This window comes from Bradyrhizobium genosp. SA-4 str. CB756, from assembly GCF_000473125.1.
Classification (GTDB): domain Bacteria; phylum Pseudomonadota; class Alphaproteobacteria; order Rhizobiales; family Xanthobacteraceae; genus Bradyrhizobium; species Bradyrhizobium arachidis.
This window is the reverse complement of record NZ_KI421499.1, coordinates 8,229,989-8,246,638: the sequence shown is the minus strand read 5'-3', so window position 1 is coordinate 8,246,638 and position 16,650 is coordinate 8,229,989. Positions and strand designations below refer to the sequence as shown.

At 65.2% G+C, this 16,650-nt stretch carries 14 protein-coding genes; 12 read left to right on the top strand and 2 right to left on the bottom strand.

Going from position 1 to position 16,650, the window contains the following annotated elements; translation table 11 throughout:
* The first annotated feature begins 939 nt into the window (after positions 1–939).
* The 6 genes from dnaA to gyrB all read left to right on the top strand — a co-directional run bounded on the left by dnaA (position 940) and on the right by gyrB (position 8,877).
* A complete protein-coding gene (dnaA, locus tag BRAGE_RS0139865; RefSeq protein WP_027563962.1) occupies positions 940–2,352 on the top strand; it encodes a chromosomal replication initiator protein DnaA in 1,413 nt (470 codons plus the stop codon).
* 269 nt (positions 2,353–2,621) lie between these two features.
* Positions 2,622–3,740, top strand: a complete 1,119-nt coding sequence (gene dnaN / locus BRAGE_RS0139855; RefSeq protein WP_027563961.1) for a DNA polymerase III subunit beta — start codon at positions 2,622–2,624, stop codon at positions 3,738–3,740.
* 54 nt (positions 3,741–3,794) lie between these two features.
* Positions 3,795–4,082 (top strand): GIY-YIG nuclease family protein, encoded by a 288-nt coding sequence (locus BRAGE_RS0139850; RefSeq protein ID WP_027563960.1) that lies wholly within the window; start codon positions 3,795–3,797, stop codon positions 4,080–4,082.
* A 46-nt stretch (positions 4,083–4,128) separates the two neighbouring features.
* Entirely contained in the window at positions 4,129–5,265 is a 1,137-nt protein-coding gene (recF, locus tag BRAGE_RS0139845) for a DNA replication/repair protein RecF (RefSeq protein ID WP_027563959.1), read from the top strand.
* Between the two features lie 128 nt (positions 5,266–5,393).
* On the top strand, positions 5,394–6,152 hold the full coding sequence (locus BRAGE_RS0139840) for a hypothetical protein (RefSeq protein WP_027563958.1): 759 nt from the start codon (positions 5,394–5,396) through the stop codon (positions 6,150–6,152).
* 289 nt (positions 6,153–6,441) lie between these two features.
* Positions 6,442–8,877, top strand: a complete 2,436-nt coding sequence (gene gyrB / locus BRAGE_RS0139835; RefSeq protein WP_027563957.1) for a DNA topoisomerase (ATP-hydrolyzing) subunit B — start codon at positions 6,442–6,444, stop codon at positions 8,875–8,877.
* A gap of 13 nt (positions 8,878–8,890) precedes the next feature.
* On the opposite strand, the gene BRAGE_RS55375 is transcribed toward gyrB, so the two are convergent.
* Positions 8,891–9,046, bottom strand: a complete 156-nt coding sequence (locus tag BRAGE_RS55375; RefSeq protein WP_156950905.1) for a hypothetical protein — start codon at positions 9,044–9,046, stop codon at positions 8,891–8,893.
* A gap of 30 nt (positions 9,047–9,076) precedes the next feature.
* On the opposite strand from BRAGE_RS55375, the gene BRAGE_RS0139825 reads away from it, so the two are divergent.
* The 6 genes from BRAGE_RS0139825 to BRAGE_RS0139800 all read left to right on the top strand — a co-directional run bounded on the left by BRAGE_RS0139825 (position 9,077) and on the right by BRAGE_RS0139800 (position 15,373).
* The gene (locus BRAGE_RS0139825) at positions 9,077–9,544 is read left to right on the top strand and encodes a hypothetical protein (RefSeq protein WP_027563956.1); all 468 of its coding nucleotides are present in this window, start codon (positions 9,077–9,079) and stop codon (positions 9,542–9,544) included.
* Positions 9,545–9,721: 177 nt separating this feature from the next.
* Positions 9,722–11,017 carry a UDP-N-acetylglucosamine 1-carboxyvinyltransferase gene (murA, locus tag BRAGE_RS0139820; RefSeq protein ID WP_027563955.1) on the top strand — a complete coding sequence of 432 codons (1,296 nt, stop codon included), beginning with the start codon at positions 9,722–9,724 and terminating at the stop codon, positions 11,015–11,017.
* A 426-nt stretch (positions 11,018–11,443) separates the two neighbouring features.
* On the top strand, positions 11,444–12,838 hold the full coding sequence (locus BRAGE_RS0139815; protein WP_027563954.1) for an MATE family efflux transporter: 1,395 nt from the start codon (positions 11,444–11,446) through the stop codon (positions 12,836–12,838).
* A complete protein-coding gene (locus BRAGE_RS0139810; protein ID WP_027563953.1) occupies positions 12,835–13,323 on the top strand; it encodes a DUF2867 domain-containing protein in 489 nt (162 codons plus the stop codon). The genes BRAGE_RS0139815 and BRAGE_RS0139810 overlap by 4 nt, the downstream gene beginning before the upstream one ends.
* Complete coding sequence (locus BRAGE_RS0139805) at positions 13,320–13,976, top strand: 2-hydroxychromene-2-carboxylate isomerase (protein WP_027563952.1); 657 nt, start codon at positions 13,320–13,322, stop codon at positions 13,974–13,976. The genes BRAGE_RS0139810 and BRAGE_RS0139805 overlap by 4 nt, the downstream gene beginning before the upstream one ends.
* 74 nt (positions 13,977–14,050) lie before the next feature.
* Complete coding sequence (locus BRAGE_RS0139800) at positions 14,051–15,373, top strand: SMI1/KNR4 family protein (protein WP_027563951.1); 1,323 nt, start codon at positions 14,051–14,053, stop codon at positions 15,371–15,373.
* A 120-nt stretch (positions 15,374–15,493) separates the two neighbouring features.
* Here BRAGE_RS0139800 and BRAGE_RS0139795 read toward each other — a convergent pair whose 3' ends face one another.
* The gene (locus tag BRAGE_RS0139795) at positions 15,494–16,606 is read right to left on the bottom strand and encodes an FUSC family protein (protein ID WP_027563950.1); all 1,113 of its coding nucleotides are present in this window, start codon (positions 16,604–16,606) and stop codon (positions 15,494–15,496) included.
* Positions 16,607–16,650 lie beyond the last annotated feature (44 nt).

The window sequence follows — 16,650 nt, the reverse complement described above, 5'->3', positions numbered from 1 at the left end:
CCCTGTGAAATGAGACTCAAAAAACGATGTTTCGCGAACAACTTATCAACATAGTGACAGCAAGCATTTGGAAAACGACCGGGCGAAGTCGGCGCGTGAAGGTTTTTTGAATTTTTTTTGGCCGCTGTTCGCGAATTGTCACACAACGCGTCTCGTCTTCGATTCTCTACGCGGATTCAAACTCTTGGTCTCAGACCTGTGAACAACTCGTGCGCCGCGTTAACGCTGGTCAAGATTTTTGATGCCTCAAGTGTGAATCAATTCCGTTGCGAGTCTTTCCGCTTAGTGTATTCCTTAAGTCGTCAGCGGCGCCCACGATCTTGAGACCAGCGCGGTATCGGAAACGGGGCGAGCGTGCAAATCGGCGGCGGTGGGCACGTTGGCAACGCATCAACAAGCGATAGTCGGTTCAAACCCACAGCACTGTGGGAACGGTAGCTCTTTGTCTGAATGTCTCCAAGCAGGATTTCATCCTGCTCGCGCCAAGCGCAAATGAGAGACGTCGTAAAGCTACCCCGACCCGCATGAGGCGAAGTCGAGCGGACGACTAGTACACGGGCAGGCATCCGCGACACGACTATTCCGCGGTTGTCTATTGGACACGTAGGACCTTGCCGTGAGCAATCACGGCAGGACGGGGAGGTATCATGTCTAACGGACGCAACGCGGTATTGAAGCACGTTTCCTATTCCAACGATGCCGGTTTAGATCAGTCCGACCTCCAGCCCCCCGCCTGCGATGGGGCGCCGAGTACGCGCTGACCTCGCGAACCCTCCATCTCTGACATCGCTGACCTGACGCGGCGTTCACGCCGAACGGTCGAGCCATGTCCGACGCTGGACTCGCTCTGAGGTCGCGCCCTGTCAGAAACCCTGATGGCAGGAACTCTGCATGGCGCTCACCCACGCAACTAAATCTCTCAAGAGAAGTTTTTTGACGATGAACACATCGGAACAGGATCGCTGGTCGCGCGTGAAGAACCGGCTGCGCACGAACGTTGGCGAAGACGTCTATACGAGCTGGTTTGCGCGCATGGATTTGGAAGGCGTGCAGGAGGAGAGCGTGCGGCTGTCGGTTCCGACCCGCTTCCTGAAGAGCTGGATCCAGGCCCATTATGCCGAGCGCGTGCTGTCGTGCTGGCAGGCCGAGATGCCCGAAGTGCATCGCATCGATCTCACCGTCCGCTCCGCGGTACGCCCGGTCGTGGCGCCGAAGGAAGCGCCCGCGCCGGTCGAAACGCGCCGCGCGCCTGCGCCGGAACTGCGCTCGACTGCGACCGCGCCGGTCTCGGCCAATCATGATGCGCTCGGCGGCTCGCCGCTCGATCCGCGCCTGACCTTTGCGAGCTTCGTCGTCGGCCGCTCCAACACGCTGGCGCATGCCGCCGCGCGTCAGGTCGCCGAAGGTCGCCGTGGCGACCCCGTGATGTTCAACCCGCTCTACATCCATGCCGGCGTCGGCCTCGGCAAGACGCATCTGTTGCAGGCCGTGACCTGGGCCGGCAATTCCGGCAACGAGCGCAAGGTGCTGTATCTCACCGCGGAAAAATTCATGTACGGCTTCGTCGCTGCGCTGAAGACGCAGACGGCGCTGGCCTTCAAGGAAGCGCTGCGCGGCATCGACGTGCTCGTCATCGACGACCTCCAGTTCCTGCAGGGCAAGTCGACGCAGGCCGAGTTCTGTCACACGCTGAACGCGCTGATCGATGCCGGCCGCCAGGTCGTGATCGCAGCGGATCGTCCGCCGTCCGATCTGGAAAGCCTGGATGATCGCGTCCGCTCGCGTCTTGCCGGCGGTCTCGTGGTCGAGATGGGCTCGCTCGGCGAGGAGCTGCGCCACGGCATCCTCAAGTCGCGCGTCGCCGCGGCCCGCGCCCATCATGCGACATTCGACGTGCCGGAAGAGGTGCTGCATTATCTCGCGCGCACCATCACCCATAACGGCCGCGACCTCGAAGGCGCGATCAACCGCCTCCTGGCTCACTCCAAGCTCAACAACCAGCCGGTGACGCTGGAAATGGCCGAGCGTGAGGTGCGCGACCTGGTCCGGCCGCAGGAGCCGAAGCGGATCAAGATCGAGGACATCCAGCGCGTGGTGGCGCGGCAGTATAATGTCAGCCGCTCCGACCTCCTGTCCTCGCGCCGCACCGCCAACGTGGTGCGTCCGCGCCAGGTGGCGATGTATCTCGCCAAGACGTTGACCTTGCGCTCGCTGCCCGAGATCGGCCGCCGCTTCGGCGGGCGCGATCACACCACGGTGCTGCACGCCGTGCGCAAGATCGAGGCCCTGGTCTCCAAGGACACCGCGCTGTCGGAGGAAGTGGAGTCGCTGAAGCGCCAGCTTCAGGAATAAACGCCTAGGCCTCCTGCCATTCTCCCGCCGCCCCGGCCATGCCTGGGCGGCGGTTTTCGTTTGGGGCGGTAAATCGTGGGAATCGTGCGGAACTGGCTCCCCAATCCCTTGAATCCGGGGGCCATCCGCGCCACCTTGCGCGACCCTGACGGCTTTGGTCATATCGGCTGGATGATCCGGCTTTCCGGGGTCTTCGGTGCCGTGGCGCGCGTCCTGCCGCCCGGCTTTCCAACGTTGGTGTTTTCCTTGGGGATCGGGCGAGTAGTGCAATGAAGGTTACGGTCGAACGCGCGCAACTCCTGAAATCGCTGGGCCATGTCCACCGCGTGGTCGAACGCCGCAACACGATCCCGATCCTCGGCAACGTGCTGGTCCGGGCCGAGAATGCGAAATTGTCGCTGAAGGCCACCGACCTCGACCTCGAGGTGACGGAGACGCTGGCGGCGGAAACCGCAACCGCCGGGGCCACCACGGTGCCGGCGCACATGTTCTACGACATCGTGCGCAAGCTGCCCGACGGGTCCCAGATCGTGCTGGAGGCCGACGGCGACCGCGCCGTGCTGGCGATCCGCGCCGGCCGCTCGCGGTTCACGCTGCAAACCCTGCCGGAGAATGATTTCCCGGATCTCGCCGCCGGCGACATGTCGCATTCGTTCTCGCTGGCCGCCAAGGACGTCAAGCGGCTGATCGACCGCACCCAGTTCGCGATCTCGACCGAAGAGACGCGCTACTACCTCAACGGCATCTACCTGCACGCCGCAGGCACCGCGAAGGCTGCGACCTTGCGCGGCGTCGCCACCGACGGCCACCGCCTCGCCCAGCTCGACCTGGTGCAGCCCAAGGGCGCCGAGGGCATGCCCGGCGTGATCGTGCCGCGCAAGACGGTCGGCGAGGTGCAGCGCCTGATCGAGGACACCGAAGCCGAGATGACGATCGAGCTGTCGCAGGCCAAGATCCGCTTCACCATCGGCAACGTCGTGCTGACCTCGAAGCTGATCGACGGCACCTTCCCCGACTACGGCCGCGTGATCCCGCAGGGCAACGACAAGGAGCTCGTCGTCGACAAGAAGGATTTCGAGAACGCGGTCGACCGCGTCTCGACGATTTCCAGCGAGCGCGGCCGCGCGGTCAAGCTGTCGCTGTCTGCGGGCAAGCTGGTGCTGTCGGTGACCAATCCTGACTCGGGCAGTGCGACCGAAGAGCTCGAGGTCGAATACGCCTCCGACGCCCTCGATATCGGCTTCAACTCCCGCTATCTGCTCGACATCGCCGCCCAGATCGAAGGCGACGTCGCAACGCTGAAGCTCGCCGATCCCGGCTCGCCGACCCTGGTGCAAGACAAGGACGACAAGAGCGCGCTCTACGTGCTGATGCCGATGCGGGTGTGAGGATATTTCCTCTCTCGTCATGGCCGGGCTTGACCCGGCCATCCATCAAACAAGATGACCTATTGGGTGTACATCCCCGCTAGCAAGCCCGGTGGAACACTCTATATCGGCGTCACCAACAATCTGGTCAGACGCGTCTACGAACACTGTGAAGGCTTGGCAGACGGCTTCACCAAGCGCTATGGGGTGAAGACCCTGGTCTATTTTGAGGCACACGACACGATCGCCGCTGCACTTCAGCGCGAAAAGAACATGAAACATTGGTCGCGCGAGTGGAAGATCGATTTGATTGTGAAGAGCAATCCCGCGTGGCAAGACCTATATGATGAAATTGCCCGCTGACGCGGGCGATGGATTGCCGGGTCAAGCCCGGCAATGACGAGCTAAGATGACCCCCTCCCGCATTCATCGCCTGACGCTGACGCATTTTCGCAATTATCGGGCGGCGGGGCTCGAGACGGCGGCTGACATGGTGGCGCTGGTCGGGCCGAACGGGGCGGGCAAGACCAATTGCATCGAGGCGATCTCGTTCCTGTCGCCGGGGCGGGGCCTGCGGCGCGCCACGCTGGAGGATGTCGCCGACAACCAGGGCGACGGCTCCTGGGCGGTGTCGGCGCAGGTCGAGGGCGCCCTGGGCCTGGCGACGCTCGGCACCGGCATCGAGCCGCCGCGCGCCGATGCCACCGTGAGCCGGCGCTGCCGCATCGACCGCGAGCCGGTGGGTTCAGCGGCGGCCTTCGGCGACCATATCCGCATGGTGTGGCTGACGCCGGCGATGGACGGGCTGTTCATGGGCGCCGCCTCCGAGCGGCGGCGCTTCTTCGATCGCCTGGTGCTCGCCATCGACAACGAGCATTCCAGCCGCATCAACGCGCTGGAACGCTCGCTGCGCTCGCGCAACCGCCTGCTCGAGACGCGCAATTACGACGACCATTGGTGTGACGCGATCGAGCGCGAGACCGCCGAGCTTGCGGTCGCGGTTGCCGCCACGCGCGGCCAGACCGCGGCGCGGCTCACCGGCATGTTGAATGCGCGCGCGCAGGCCTCCGCATTTCCGTCGGCGCAGATTGCGCTCGACGGCTGGATGGAGAACGCGCTGCTCGAGGAGACCGCGACGTCGGTCGAAGACCGCTACCGCCAGATCCTGCGCGACAACCGGCCGCGCGATGCCATCGCCGGCCGCACCACCGACGGCCCGCACCTGACCGATCTCCAGGTGGTCTATGCGCCCAAGAGCATGCCGGCGCGCGATGCATCCACCGGCGAGCAGAAGGCGCTGCTGATCGGCCTCGTGCTGGCGCATGCGAGCCTGGTCGCCGAGATGACCGGCATCGTGCCGCTGCTGCTGCTCGACGAGGTCGTCGCCCATCTCGATCCTGGCAGGCGCGCGGCGCTGTTCGACGAGCTGCGCAAGCTCGGCGCGCAGGTGTGGCTGACCGGCGCCGATCCCGCCGCCTTCGCCGAGATCGGCGCGGGCGGCGAGGTCTTTGACGTCGAGAGCGGACGAGTCTCGGCCCGGCGATAGGCCCTGGTATTGAACCCGGCCGTTTTCCGCGGCGACTAGCTCTGTGAGGCCGCGCCGACGGTGTCGCAGCCGCTGCAAATCGCGCGATGACGTCAAGCGCGATATCCTTGATATCCTTGGAGAGCAAGATGCGGACGGTAAGGCTCGGGACGAAAATCCCGGCACGATGGCGGGCGTTCGTGTGCGGCCTCGCTTTCCTCGCAAGCTGCGTGCTGGCGGCTACCGCCAGCGCGTGGGTGCCGCATCTGCCGCAGCTGTTCTCCACTGCGCTCACGCCGGACCCCGATGCCGTTCTGCCGGCGCCGACCCGCTACAGCTATCGCGAGATCCTCACCACCACGATGCTCGACGTCGACGCCCCGCTGCGCACCAGGCTGATCACCCGCATCCCCGCGAATCTCGGCGACGTGCTCGCCTTCTACCGCATCGAGCTCGGCAAGCGCGGCTGGCAGGAGCAGCACGATGGCGCGGTGGTCACCGCCGATCGCGTGCACCTCGCCTTCGCCTCCCCGCTCGGCCCGGCCATGCTGGAGCTTGACCGCACGGACACCGGCACCTCGATCCGTCTCGTGCAGCGGAACCGGGACGCCGCAACGAAGGCGCGCGTCATGCCCGAGGCGGGCCGTGCGGCGCTGATGTTCACCAATCTCGGCAGCAAGGACGTCGTCTTCGTTCTCGACAACCGGGCCATCACCCTCCCCGCCCGCGCCGGCAAGGAACGCCCTCAGGCGCCGCTGTTCAATCTGCCGCCCGGCAAATACCCCTACGCGTTGAAGATCGAGGGCCGTCCCGATCGCGACACGACGATCGATCTGGTGGCCGGTGATGCCTGGGACGTCACGGTCGGGCCCGATGGCGAGCTGTGGTCGCCGCTCCAGCTGTATTAGGGCATCTTTCGCCACTCCGAAGCGTTAGCCGGAAGGACCTCCGGACAGCCTCACCGATCCCGTGAAAACACCGCCTTCGAAGGGCTCGGAACAGGCCCTCGATTCGCGCTTTTTGCAGCGCCCAGAATCGACCCTCGTAGGCCTTGAAAATCGGCCAAAAACACCCATCTTCCCAAAGGGTTGCCGGAAGATACTTTGCGCTAGGCGCAGGCCCTCTTTCATGGCACAAATAACCACCAAATCAGCGCCTTTTGCGCAGCTGATTCGGGCGACATCTCGAAGGCCTCTCATGACAGAACCTGCTCGGCAGCCCGCTGCCGAAAACGAGCCCTCCAACGCGAGCGATTACGGCGCGGAATCGATCCGCGTGCTCAAGGGTCTCGATGCCGTCCGCAAGCGTCCGGGCATGTATATCGGCGACACCGACGACGGCTCGGGCCTGCACCACATGGTCTATGAGGTCGTCGACAACGCGATCGACGAAGCGCTCGCGGGCCATGCCACGCGCGTCGACGTCGTCCTCAATGCGGACAATTCCGTCACCGTGCGCGACGATGGCCGCGGCATTCCCGTCGACATCCACAAGGGCGAAGGCATCTCGGCGGCCGAGGTCATCATGACCCAGCTGCACGCCGGCGGTAAGTTCGACCAGAACTCCTACAAGGTTTCCGGCGGCCTGCACGGCGTCGGCGTCTCAGTCGTCAACGCGCTGTCGAGCAAGCTCGGCCTGCGGATCTGGCGCGACGACAAGGAGCACTACATCGAGTTCGCCCATGGCGATGCCGTCGCACCGCTGAAGGTGGTCGGCGACGCACCGGGCCGGCGCGGCACCGAGGTGACGTTTCTCGCCTCGACCGAGACGTTCAAGAACGTCGAATATGATTTCGCCACGCTCGAGCATCGTTTGCGCGAGCTCGCCTTCCTCAATTCCGGCGTCAACATCATCCTCTCCGACATGCGTCACGCGGTCGAGAAGCGCGAGGAGATGCATTATTCCGGCGGCGTCGAGGAATTCGTCAAATATCTCGATCGCAACAAGAAGGCCTTGGTGCCGGCGCCGATCATGGTGCGCTCCGAAGCCAACGGCATCGGCGTCGAGGCCGCCTTGTGGTGGAACGACAGCTACCACGAGAACGTGCTGTGCTTCACCAACAACATCCCGCAGCGTGACGGCGGCACCCATCTCGCCGGCTTCCGCGGCGCGCTGACGCGCCAGGTCAACGGCTATGCCGAGGCCAATGCGAAAAAGGAAAAGATCGCGCTGACCGGCGACGATTGCCGCGAAGGCCTCACGGCCGTGCTGTCGGTGAAGGTGCCCGATCCGAAATTCTCGTCGCAGACCAAGGACAAGCTGGTGTCCTCGGAAGTGCGCCCCGTGGTCGAGAACGTCCTCAACGAGGCGCTCCAGGCCTGGTTCGAGGAGCACCCGTCCGAGGCCAAGATGATCGTCGGCAAGGTGATCCAGGCCGCCGCCGCGCGCGAGGCTGCGCGAAAAGCGCGCGAGCTGACGCGCAAGAGCCCGCTCTCGGTCTCCTCGCTGCCCGGCAAGCTCGCCGACTGCCAGGAAAAGGATCCGGCCAAGTCCGAACTGTTCATCGTCGAGGGTGACTCGGCAGGCGGCAGCGCCAAGCAGGGCCGCAACCGCGAATTCCAGGCCGTCTTGCCGCTCCGCGGCAAGATCTTGAACGTCGAACGCGTCCGCCCCGACAAGATGCTGTCGAGCGAACAGATCGGCACGCTGATCACAGCGCTCGGCACCGGCATCAGCGACGAGTTCTCGGTCGAGAAGCTGCGCTATCACAAGATCATCGTGATGACGGACGCCGACGTCGACGGCGCCCATATCCGCACGCTGCTGCTCACCTTCTTCTACCGGCAGATGCGCGACATCATCGACGGCGGCTATCTCTATATCGCCCAGCCGCCGCTCTATAAGGTCTCGCGCGGCAAGTCCGAGCAGTATCTGAAGGACGAGCGGGCGCTGGAAGACTATCTGATCGACGCCGGTCTCGATGATTGCGTGTACATCCCCGGCACCGGCGGCGACCGCTCGGGGCGCGATTTGCGCGCGCTGGTCGACGACGCCCGTGTGGTCCGCAGCATCCTGCGCAACCTGCACAGCCGCTATAACCGCAAGGTGGTCGAGCAGGCCGCCATCACCGGCGTGCTGAACAAGTCGGTCTACGGCAACCCCGAGAACGCCACGGCCGCGGCGCAGTACATCGCGACCCGGCTGGACAGCCAGGCCGAGGAGGTCGAGCGCGGCTGGGTCGGGCAATTCGTCGAGGGCCAGGGCTTCCTGTTCGAGCGCACCGTGCGCGGCGTCAAGGAAGCGGCCGTCATCGACGACGCGCTGCTCGGCTCGGTCGAGGCGCGCAAGCTGGACGAGTACACGACCAAGCTCCAGGACGTCTACGCCCGCTCCGGCAAGCTGCGGCGCAAGGACAGCGAGCACGTGGTCCACGGCCCGGTCGATCTGTTCGAAGCAGTCACCGACGCAGGCCGCAAGGGCATCACGCTGCAGCGCTACAAAGGTCTCGGTGAGATGAACCCGGAGCAGCTCTGGGAGACCACGCTGGACACCGAGGTGCGCTCGCTGCTGCAAGTGAAGGTCAAGGAGGTCGACGAGGCCGACGACATCTTCACCAAGCTGATGGGCGACGTGGTCGAGCCCCGCCGCGACTTCATCCAGGAACATTCGCTCAGCGCGACGATCGATATCTAGCGCGCCGCGGCATTCACGAAAAGTCGTCATGCCCGGGCTTGTCCCGGGCATCCACGTTCTTCGTGCTCTGGGCAAAGGCGTGGATGGCCGGGTCAAGCCCGGCCATGACGTCGTGGACACCCCCCTGAACCTCACCAGCTGCCATCGCGACGAAGGGGCGTAGATCCATTGGCCCATCCCGGCCGGGAAGCGTCGTGCCATGACCGCCTCTGCACCCACCAGTTCCGCCACACCCTCCCGCCGGCTCGGCATCATCGGCAGCATTGTCGGCGTGCTGGCGCTGATGGCGGCGGTGTTGCCACATTGGGTGGTGCCGATGGTGTTTCCACCGCCGCCGGCGGACCAGGTCATCGTCGACACCGGACATCGCATCAAGAACCGCCTGATCGCGCGCGTGAAGGGCGTGGAATATCAGGCGCCCAGAATCGAACAATCCGCTGGACGGAGCTGGAGCGAAACTGCTTCGGCCACCGCGATCTCGCTCGGCCTGCTCGCCATCCTGCTCTCGGTGCTCGCGTTGATCTTCCGCGAGGAACGGCTCCTTGCCGGCGTCGCCGCCGTCCTCGGCACCGGCGCCATTGCGATCGAAATCTCCTTTGTCATGATCGGCGCGCTGATCCTGATCGCGATCCTCTATGTGGTTGGGAATATCATCGGCTTGTTCTGAGGCCCGCCCGCCACAACCTCCGACCCTCATCCTGAGGAGCCCGCGACAGCGGGCGTCTCGAAGGATGGCCGCGAGCGACACCGGGGCTGGCAACACCGCCCGCCACAATTGCTCCCGCGCTCAATTCTCTGTAGTTTCCGCCCGAAACAGCCCGCCCACCCAACAGGACAGAACCAAGTGGCGCCCATCCAGTACATCGTCGAGGGCGGTCACCGGCTCTCGGGCTCGATCGAGCCGTCCGGCAACAAGAACTCGGCGCTGCCGATCATCGCGGCCGCCCTGCTCACCGAGCATCCGGTGACGCTTCAGAACGTGCCGCGGATCCGCGACACCGAGACGCTGGTCGAGCTGATCCGCTCGGTCGGCGCGTCGGCGGAGTGGACCGAACGCAACACACTTCACATCCACGCCAAGAGCATCCGCGCCGCCGATCTCGACCCTGAGCTCTGCGTCCGCATTCGCGCCTCGATCCTGCTCGCCGGTCCCCTGCTGGCGCGCTGCGGCGAATTGATGCTGCCGCCCCCCGGCGGCGACGTCATCGGCCGGCGCCGGCTGGACACGCATGTGCTGGCGCTGGAGCAGCTCGGCGCAAAGGTCACCGCGACCGACCGGCTGGAATTCCGCGCGCCGAAGCTCACCGGTGCGGACGTGTTCCTGGACGAGCCCAGCGTCACCGCGACCGAGAACGCGCTGGTCGCGGCGGTCGCCGCCGACGGCATCACCTATTTGCGCAACGCGGCGTCCGAGCCGCATGTGCAGGACCTCGCCAATTTCCTCGTCGCGCTCGGCGCCAAGATCGAGGGCATCGGCACCAACACCATGACCATCCATGGTCCGGCGACGCTGGGCGGGACGACCTACCGGATCCAGCCGGATCATATCGAGGTCGGCTCGCTGATCGGGCTGGCCGCCGTGACGCGCTCGCCCTTGCGCATCACCCGCGCCGGCGTCGAGCATCTGCGCTCGATCCGCATGGGCTTCGAGCGGCTCGGCATCGTCTGCCGCGTCGAGGGCGACGATCTGATCGTGCCCTCCAACCAGACCATGAAGATCCAGGACGATTTCGGCGGCCACGTGCCGAAGCTCGAAGACCAGCCCTGGCCCGCCTTCCCGGCCGATCTGATGTCGATCGCGATCGTCACCGCCACGCAATGCGAGGGCGTGATCCTGATGTTCGAGAAGATGTTCGAATCGAGGATGTTCTTCGTCGACAAGCTGATCGGGATGGGCGCGCGTATCGTGCTCTGCGATCCGCATCGCGCCATCATTGCAGGCCCGAGCCGCCTGCACGGCGCGACGCTGAGCTCGCCCGACATCCGCGCCGGCATGGCGATGCTGCTTGCGGCGGTCTGCGCCGAGGGCACCTCCACCATCAACAACGCCGACCAGATCGAGCGCGGCTACGAGCGCATCGAGGAACGGCTGAACGCGCTGGGTGCCAAGATCAAGCGCGTGCCGGAGCGGAAGGGCTGAGGCTTCTTTCTTCTCCCTTGTGAGAGAACTCTCCGCGACCACAGTATCGTAGGGTGGGCAAAGCGCAGCGTGCCCACGCTTCTGTTGCAATATTGGAGAGGTCGTGGGCACGGCGCAATGCGCCTTTGCCCACCCTACGATTCCTGAGCTAGCGGATAGAGACCCGTCACCCGTCTCGCCGCTCTGCGGCGAGCCACCCTCTCCCACAAGGGGAGAGGGAAAAGAAGCACGCAACCCGCACACAAGTCTCGTGCCCCGGATGCAGCGCAGCACGTCAGTGATGCGCTGCTGAGCCGGGGCCCATGCGGCTAAGAGCTGCACTCGTGACTCCTGGGTCCCGGCTCTGCGGAGCAGCGCTGCGCGCTGCACCGCGTCCGGGACACGAGAGCCATGTTTTCGACGCCTGGCTGTGCTATTGCAGCCGCCATGCTCGACACCGTGCAACATCATTCGCAGCCGCAAGCCGGCGTGCCGCAGAACCATCTCGCGCAGGAATTCGTCGAGACGCTGCGGCTGGCCGTGCCGCTGATGCTGACACAGCTCGGGCAGATCGCGATGATCACGACCGATCTCGCGATGATCGGCCATCTGGGTGAGAATGCGGTCGCAGCAGCCGCGCTGGCGCACACGGTCTATTTCGTCAGCTTCACCTTCGGGCTCGGCCTGATGTCCGCGGTGTCGCCGCTCGCCGCGCAGGCCTTTGGCGCCGGCGATGTCAGGCGCATCCGCCGCTCCTTGCGCGTCGGGCTGTGGGTCGCGCTGCTGATCTCGCTGCCGATGATGGCCTCGCCACTCTATGGCGAGCAGATCCTGCTCGCGCTCGGCCAGGCGCCGCAATCGGCCGCGCTCGCCCAGCGCTATCTCAACGGCCTTGCCTGGGGCATCGCGCCAGCGCTCGGCTTCATCGCGCTGCGCAGCATGATGAGCGCGGTGAACCGGCCGCAGGCGCCGCTGTGGATCACCATTGCGGCCATCCCGGTCAATGCCGCGCTGGTCTATTGCCTGATCCACGGCCTGTTCGGCCTGCCCGAGCTCGGCCTGTTCGGTGCGGGGCTTGCGACCACGCTGGTCAATCTCGGCACCTTCATCGCCGCGCTCGCCATCGCCGGCCTGCGCAGGCCGTTCGCGGACTATCATCCGCTCGCCCATCTCTGGCGGATCGACTGGCCCTTGATGCGCCAGCTCATCGTCATCGGCGCGCCGATCTCGTTCTCGCTGCTGCTGGAATATGGCCTGTTCTCATCGGCGGCATTGCTGATGGGCTTGATCTCGACCGCCGCGATCGCCGCGCACCAGATCGCGCTCCAGGTCACCGCCGTGCTGTTCATGGTGCCGCTCGGCATCGGCATGGCCGCGACGGTGCGGGTCGGCCACGCCTTCGGCCGCAACGAGCCGCTCGCGGTCAAGCGCGCGGGCTTCGTCGCAGCCGTGCTCGGGACCGTCCTGGTCTCCGCCCTGACGGTCGCCATCATCATCGGCCGGTATCAGGTGGGACGGCTGTTCTTCGGCAACAGCGAGGCCAGCGCGCCGACCATCGAGCTGACGGCAACGCTGCTGGTGGTCGGCGCGACCTTCTTCATCGCCGACGGTCTCCAGACCATCATGGGCGGCGCGCTACGCGGCATCAATGACACCAGGATGACGCTGGTGTTCGCGGCAATCGGCTATTGGTGTATCGCCTTTCCCGTCGGCTGGGTGCTGGCCTTCAACGCCGGCCTCGGCGCGATCGGCGTCTGGGTCGGGTTCTCGGTCGGAACGTTCGTCTATGCCGGACTCTTGATCTTGCGATTCCGGATGCTGACGCGCAGACTGCTGGGATGACAGGATCGGTTCGCGAAGTCACCCCGAGTGTCGACGCCGGCGCGGTGCTATCAGGCGCGCAGTTCATCGACGCCTTTCGTGTCGAGGTCGGCGCGACGCAATTGAGCGCCCGCGAGGCCTGCACTCGAATGGTGCTGCATGGGCCGCGCTGGATCGATGCGCTGACGCGCTTGCGCAACATCCTGGTGAAACCCCTCGGACTGAAGACATCGGGCGAGGGCGCTCCGGCTCCGCACGGGATGATCGGCCTGTTTCCAGTGCTGAGCGAAACGCCGGAGCGGCTGATCGCAGGGTTTGACGACTACCATCTCGATTTCCGCGTCGTGGTTGACGTCGCCGGCGACGCGGCGGACCGACGGGTGACATTGACCACGTTGGTGCGGACCAACAATCTGCTCGGGCGTACCTACCTCACGCTGATCGTACCGTTCCACAAGCTCGTGGCCCGCAGCATGATGGGAGACATCGCGGAGCCGGCGCGATGACGCTCTCCGTCGACCTCTTCTACTCCTACCGCAGTCCGTTCAGCTATCTGGCGCTGCCGAAGACGCTAAAGCTGGTCGCGGACTATGATCTCGCGGTCAACCTGCGGCCGGTTTATCCGCTCGCGGTGCGCGTGCCCGGCTTCTTCAAGAAGGCCAGCCCGAACTTCATTCGCTATGTGGTGCTCGACAGCACGCGCGTGGCGCAGCACGAGGGCATTCCGTTCCGCTTTCCGAGGCCAGATCCGATCGTGCAGGACAAGGTGACGTTCGATGTGGCGGCCGAGCAGCCCTACATCCACCGGCTGACCCGGCTGGGCGCGATGGCGCAGCTCGAGGGCCGCTCGCTCGCCTTCACCGATGCGATCGCGCGCGTGCTGTGGGACGGCTCGGTGGCGGGATGGAACGAAGGCGACCACCTCGCGCGCGCGGCCGAAAAGGCCGGCTTCGACCTCGCCGCGATGGATCAAGCGATCACGACCGATCCGGATCGCTACGAGCACGTGATCGCGGAGAACGAGAAGGACCATGCGGCGTCAGGCCATTGGGGCGTGCCGACCTTCGTGTTCGAGAACGAGCCGTTCTTCGGCCAGGACCGCATCGATCTGCTGCTCTGGCGCATGCAGAGCAAAGGCCTGACCAGGCGCCAGCCGTGATGGCGTGAACCGGTTTCCCTGAGATCGCGACTGAGACATGGCGCCCCGATGCCGGCGGCGCCTTCGGAGGTCGCATGCATCTGGCAAAGTTCTTCCACCGTCCACCCGGCGACGACGATCGCGAGCTGATGCTGATTCCGGGCGGCGATCCCATGGTGATCGGCGTTCGCATGAACCGGCAGGACGATCCGGAATCGGATCAGTATCTGCGCGAGGAATTTTCCGACATTGACGACGCCGTCTCAGCTTTCCGCCGCCATGTCGCCGAACTCGTCGCGTCCGGCTATGTCGAGACCAGCCATACCAACTACACGCTACGCGACCTCGGACCTGATCCGCAGGCCAAGCCGGATTGGCAGAAGGGGCTCGATGAGCTGATGATCCTCGCGCTCAGCGCGCCGCTGGCCGAGCAGGCGAAGCAGATCGAAGTGCTCAGGGGCACGCCGGCCGAGCACGAGCCGCTCTATCTCTGGCTCGCCGCCGATCACGGCAAGGCCGCAGGCGAGGACTTCGCGCAGACCCTGCGCTATGCCGAGCAGGCGCGCGATGCGATCAACGCGCGGCGGGCATCTCGGCAGGCCCATTATGCATGGTCCATCTCCGAGCAGGACCTCGAAGGAGAAATCCTGGAGTTGCTGAGCAGTCTCTATCTTCTCGCCAGCAATCCAGCCGCCTCGCTGGCGATCATCGAGCATTTGTGCCGGACCGCTCCGAGCCATGATCGCATTCGCCAGCGTGCCGAGCTTCTCTGCGGCTTCTTTCCCGAACGGAGGGAGGAGGCCTTCGACGATGCCTATCAATGGTCGCGCTTCGGCGGCTACGACGTCATCTTGCTGTTTCCCGAATATGCGGAATATGCAGCACGGCGCAGGGAAGGGACATCTGCCAAGGGCTGGCGCTTGCGACCCGCTACGCCGGTCAGCGCCGCAGATATCAGCGCCGCCGAGCAGGCGCTTGGCGTCCGGCTCCCCGAGGACTATCGCAATTTCCTGCTGACCCGCGGCGAGACCGAGCTGCTGGTTCGCCTGCCTGAATCCTCCTCCGAGCTGCGGTTCTATGCGCCGGGCGAACTCGCCACGCAGCTGCGCAATGTCCTCGACTTCATCGCCTATTCCGAGGATGAGCTCGAGGAGGCCTGCGCCTATTTCCGCAAGGAGTACGGTGTTTCATTGAAGCACCTGATTCCGATTGCCGAACCCTCGCAACTCAGCCGCTGCCTGCTGCTCCATCTCGAGCCTGGGGAGCGCTATGGCTGGTGCTTCCAATGGGATCATGACGGCGGGTGGGAATTGGAACAGCCGCAACCGAGTTTCGACGTTGCATTGAAGGCGCTGACAGACGGCATCGAGAGGCGTGATGCAACGCAGCTCGCGTTTTTCGATCTCTCTAGCGGGTGAGCTCGAGCAATCGCGTCAATGGAAGTACGTTCCCTCCCGCAAGGTGCGGGGCGCATTTGTACGGCCTGAGCGGGCGTCTCGAAGGATGGCCGCAGGAAGCCGCTTCCATATGCGATTGCCCTACTCCGCCACACGCGCCGACTTGTCACTTGCCTCCGACCATTCGCCGACGACACGATCGAGGTCGCACAGGTTCTGGTGCATCTGCTCCAAGGAGAAGCCGAGCGCGAAGAAGCGCTCGGCGGTGTCACCGGGCTGGCCGCGGATCAGGCCGTCCTGGCGGACGGAGGCGACCGCCTCGGCGTAGTGCTGGAGCGCGACGTGGACCGGATGGATCGCCGGCGCGCCGGCGCCCTCGCGCAGGGCCGCGGCGGCCGCGCGCAGGAAGCGCGCGATCACCGTCGAGACCTCCGTCAAGGGCGCAGCTAACCGCATCTGCACCTCGACCGGCAACGGCACCACCGTGGCGCGGCCGATCATCACGACGTCGTGGCGCAGCCGCAGCACGGTTCGCAGCAAGGGACCCGTGTCGGGCCCGCTCGACAGCCGCGCGGCGCGCTCGCGCTCGGCCTCGGCGCCAATGGCATTCATGCCGACCATGGCGGTGCCGATGCCGTCCTGGATCCGGTGCAGCGCATCGTTGTCGCGGCCGCGGGTCAGGCCGGCGAGCAGTTCGGTGAAGGCATCGGCGATCAGCTCGAGCAATTGTGCGGCCACGGCACGGATCTGCCGCACCGCGCGCGAAGGCAGCACCACGAACGAGACGAGCAATCCGGTGACTGCACCGACGCCAACCTCGCTGACACGGTCGATCGCCGAGGTCATGGGATCGGAGTGATGCATGGTCGGGACCAGCAGCACAATCACGGCCGTCACCGTCGCGGCGCTCAGACTCGGATTGATCGCGGCGATGAAGGCGAGCGGAGCGACCGAGAGCACCAGCAGGCCAAGCAGGCCCACTTCGCTCGAATAGGGGATCAGGATCGCGATGGCGCCGCCATAGATCGCGCCGCCGATGGTGCCGAGCACATAGTCACGCGTCGCCTTCAGCGAACGGCCGACGCTCATCTGGGTCACGATCAGCGAGGTCAGGACAGCCCAGAGCGGCAGCAAGAGATGCAACGCGGTGGCGATCGCATAGGCCGCGGTCGCGGCCACGGTGACCCGGATCGCCAGTCCCAGCTGCGTCCGCCGCGACCGGATCCGCTCGAACACCTTGCCTGAGAATGCCATTGTCGAATGTCCCGGTCCGATCCCCGTAGGGCCAAAGCATAGCT

Coding starts and splice junctions, on each gene's coding strand:
- BRAGE_RS0139815 (WP_027563954.1), top strand. CDS start 11,444: ATGCTCGACACCGTGCAACATCATTCGCAGCCGCAAGCCGGCGTGCCG.
- BRAGE_RS0139800 (WP_027563951.1), top strand. CDS start 14,051: ATGCATCTGGCAAAGTTCTTCCACCGTCCACCCGGCGACGACGATCGC.
- BRAGE_RS0139850 (WP_027563960.1), top strand. CDS start 3,795: ATGACCTATTGGGTGTACATCCCCGCTAGCAAGCCCGGTGGAACACTC.
- BRAGE_RS0139840 (WP_027563958.1), top strand. CDS start 5,394: ATGCGGACGGTAAGGCTCGGGACGAAAATCCCGGCACGATGGCGGGCG.
- BRAGE_RS0139825 (WP_027563956.1), top strand. CDS start 9,077: ATGACCGCCTCTGCACCCACCAGTTCCGCCACACCCTCCCGCCGGCTC.
- BRAGE_RS0139795 (WP_027563950.1), bottom strand. CDS start 16,606: ATGGCATTCTCAGGCAAGGTGTTCGAGCGGATCCGGTCGCGGCGGACG.
- dnaN (WP_027563961.1), top strand. CDS start 2,622: ATGAAGGTTACGGTCGAACGCGCGCAACTCCTGAAATCGCTGGGCCAT.
- BRAGE_RS0139805 (WP_027563952.1), top strand. CDS start 13,320: ATGACGCTCTCCGTCGACCTCTTCTACTCCTACCGCAGTCCGTTCAGC.
- recF (WP_027563959.1), top strand. CDS start 4,129: ATGACCCCCTCCCGCATTCATCGCCTGACGCTGACGCATTTTCGCAAT.
- dnaA (WP_027563962.1), top strand. CDS start 940: ATGAACACATCGGAACAGGATCGCTGGTCGCGCGTGAAGAACCGGCTG.
- gyrB (WP_027563957.1), top strand. CDS start 6,442: ATGACAGAACCTGCTCGGCAGCCCGCTGCCGAAAACGAGCCCTCCAAC.
- BRAGE_RS55375 (WP_156950905.1), bottom strand. CDS start 9,046: ATGGATCTACGCCCCTTCGTCGCGATGGCAGCTGGTGAGGTTCAGGGG.
- BRAGE_RS0139810 (WP_027563953.1), top strand. CDS start 12,835: ATGACAGGATCGGTTCGCGAAGTCACCCCGAGTGTCGACGCCGGCGCG.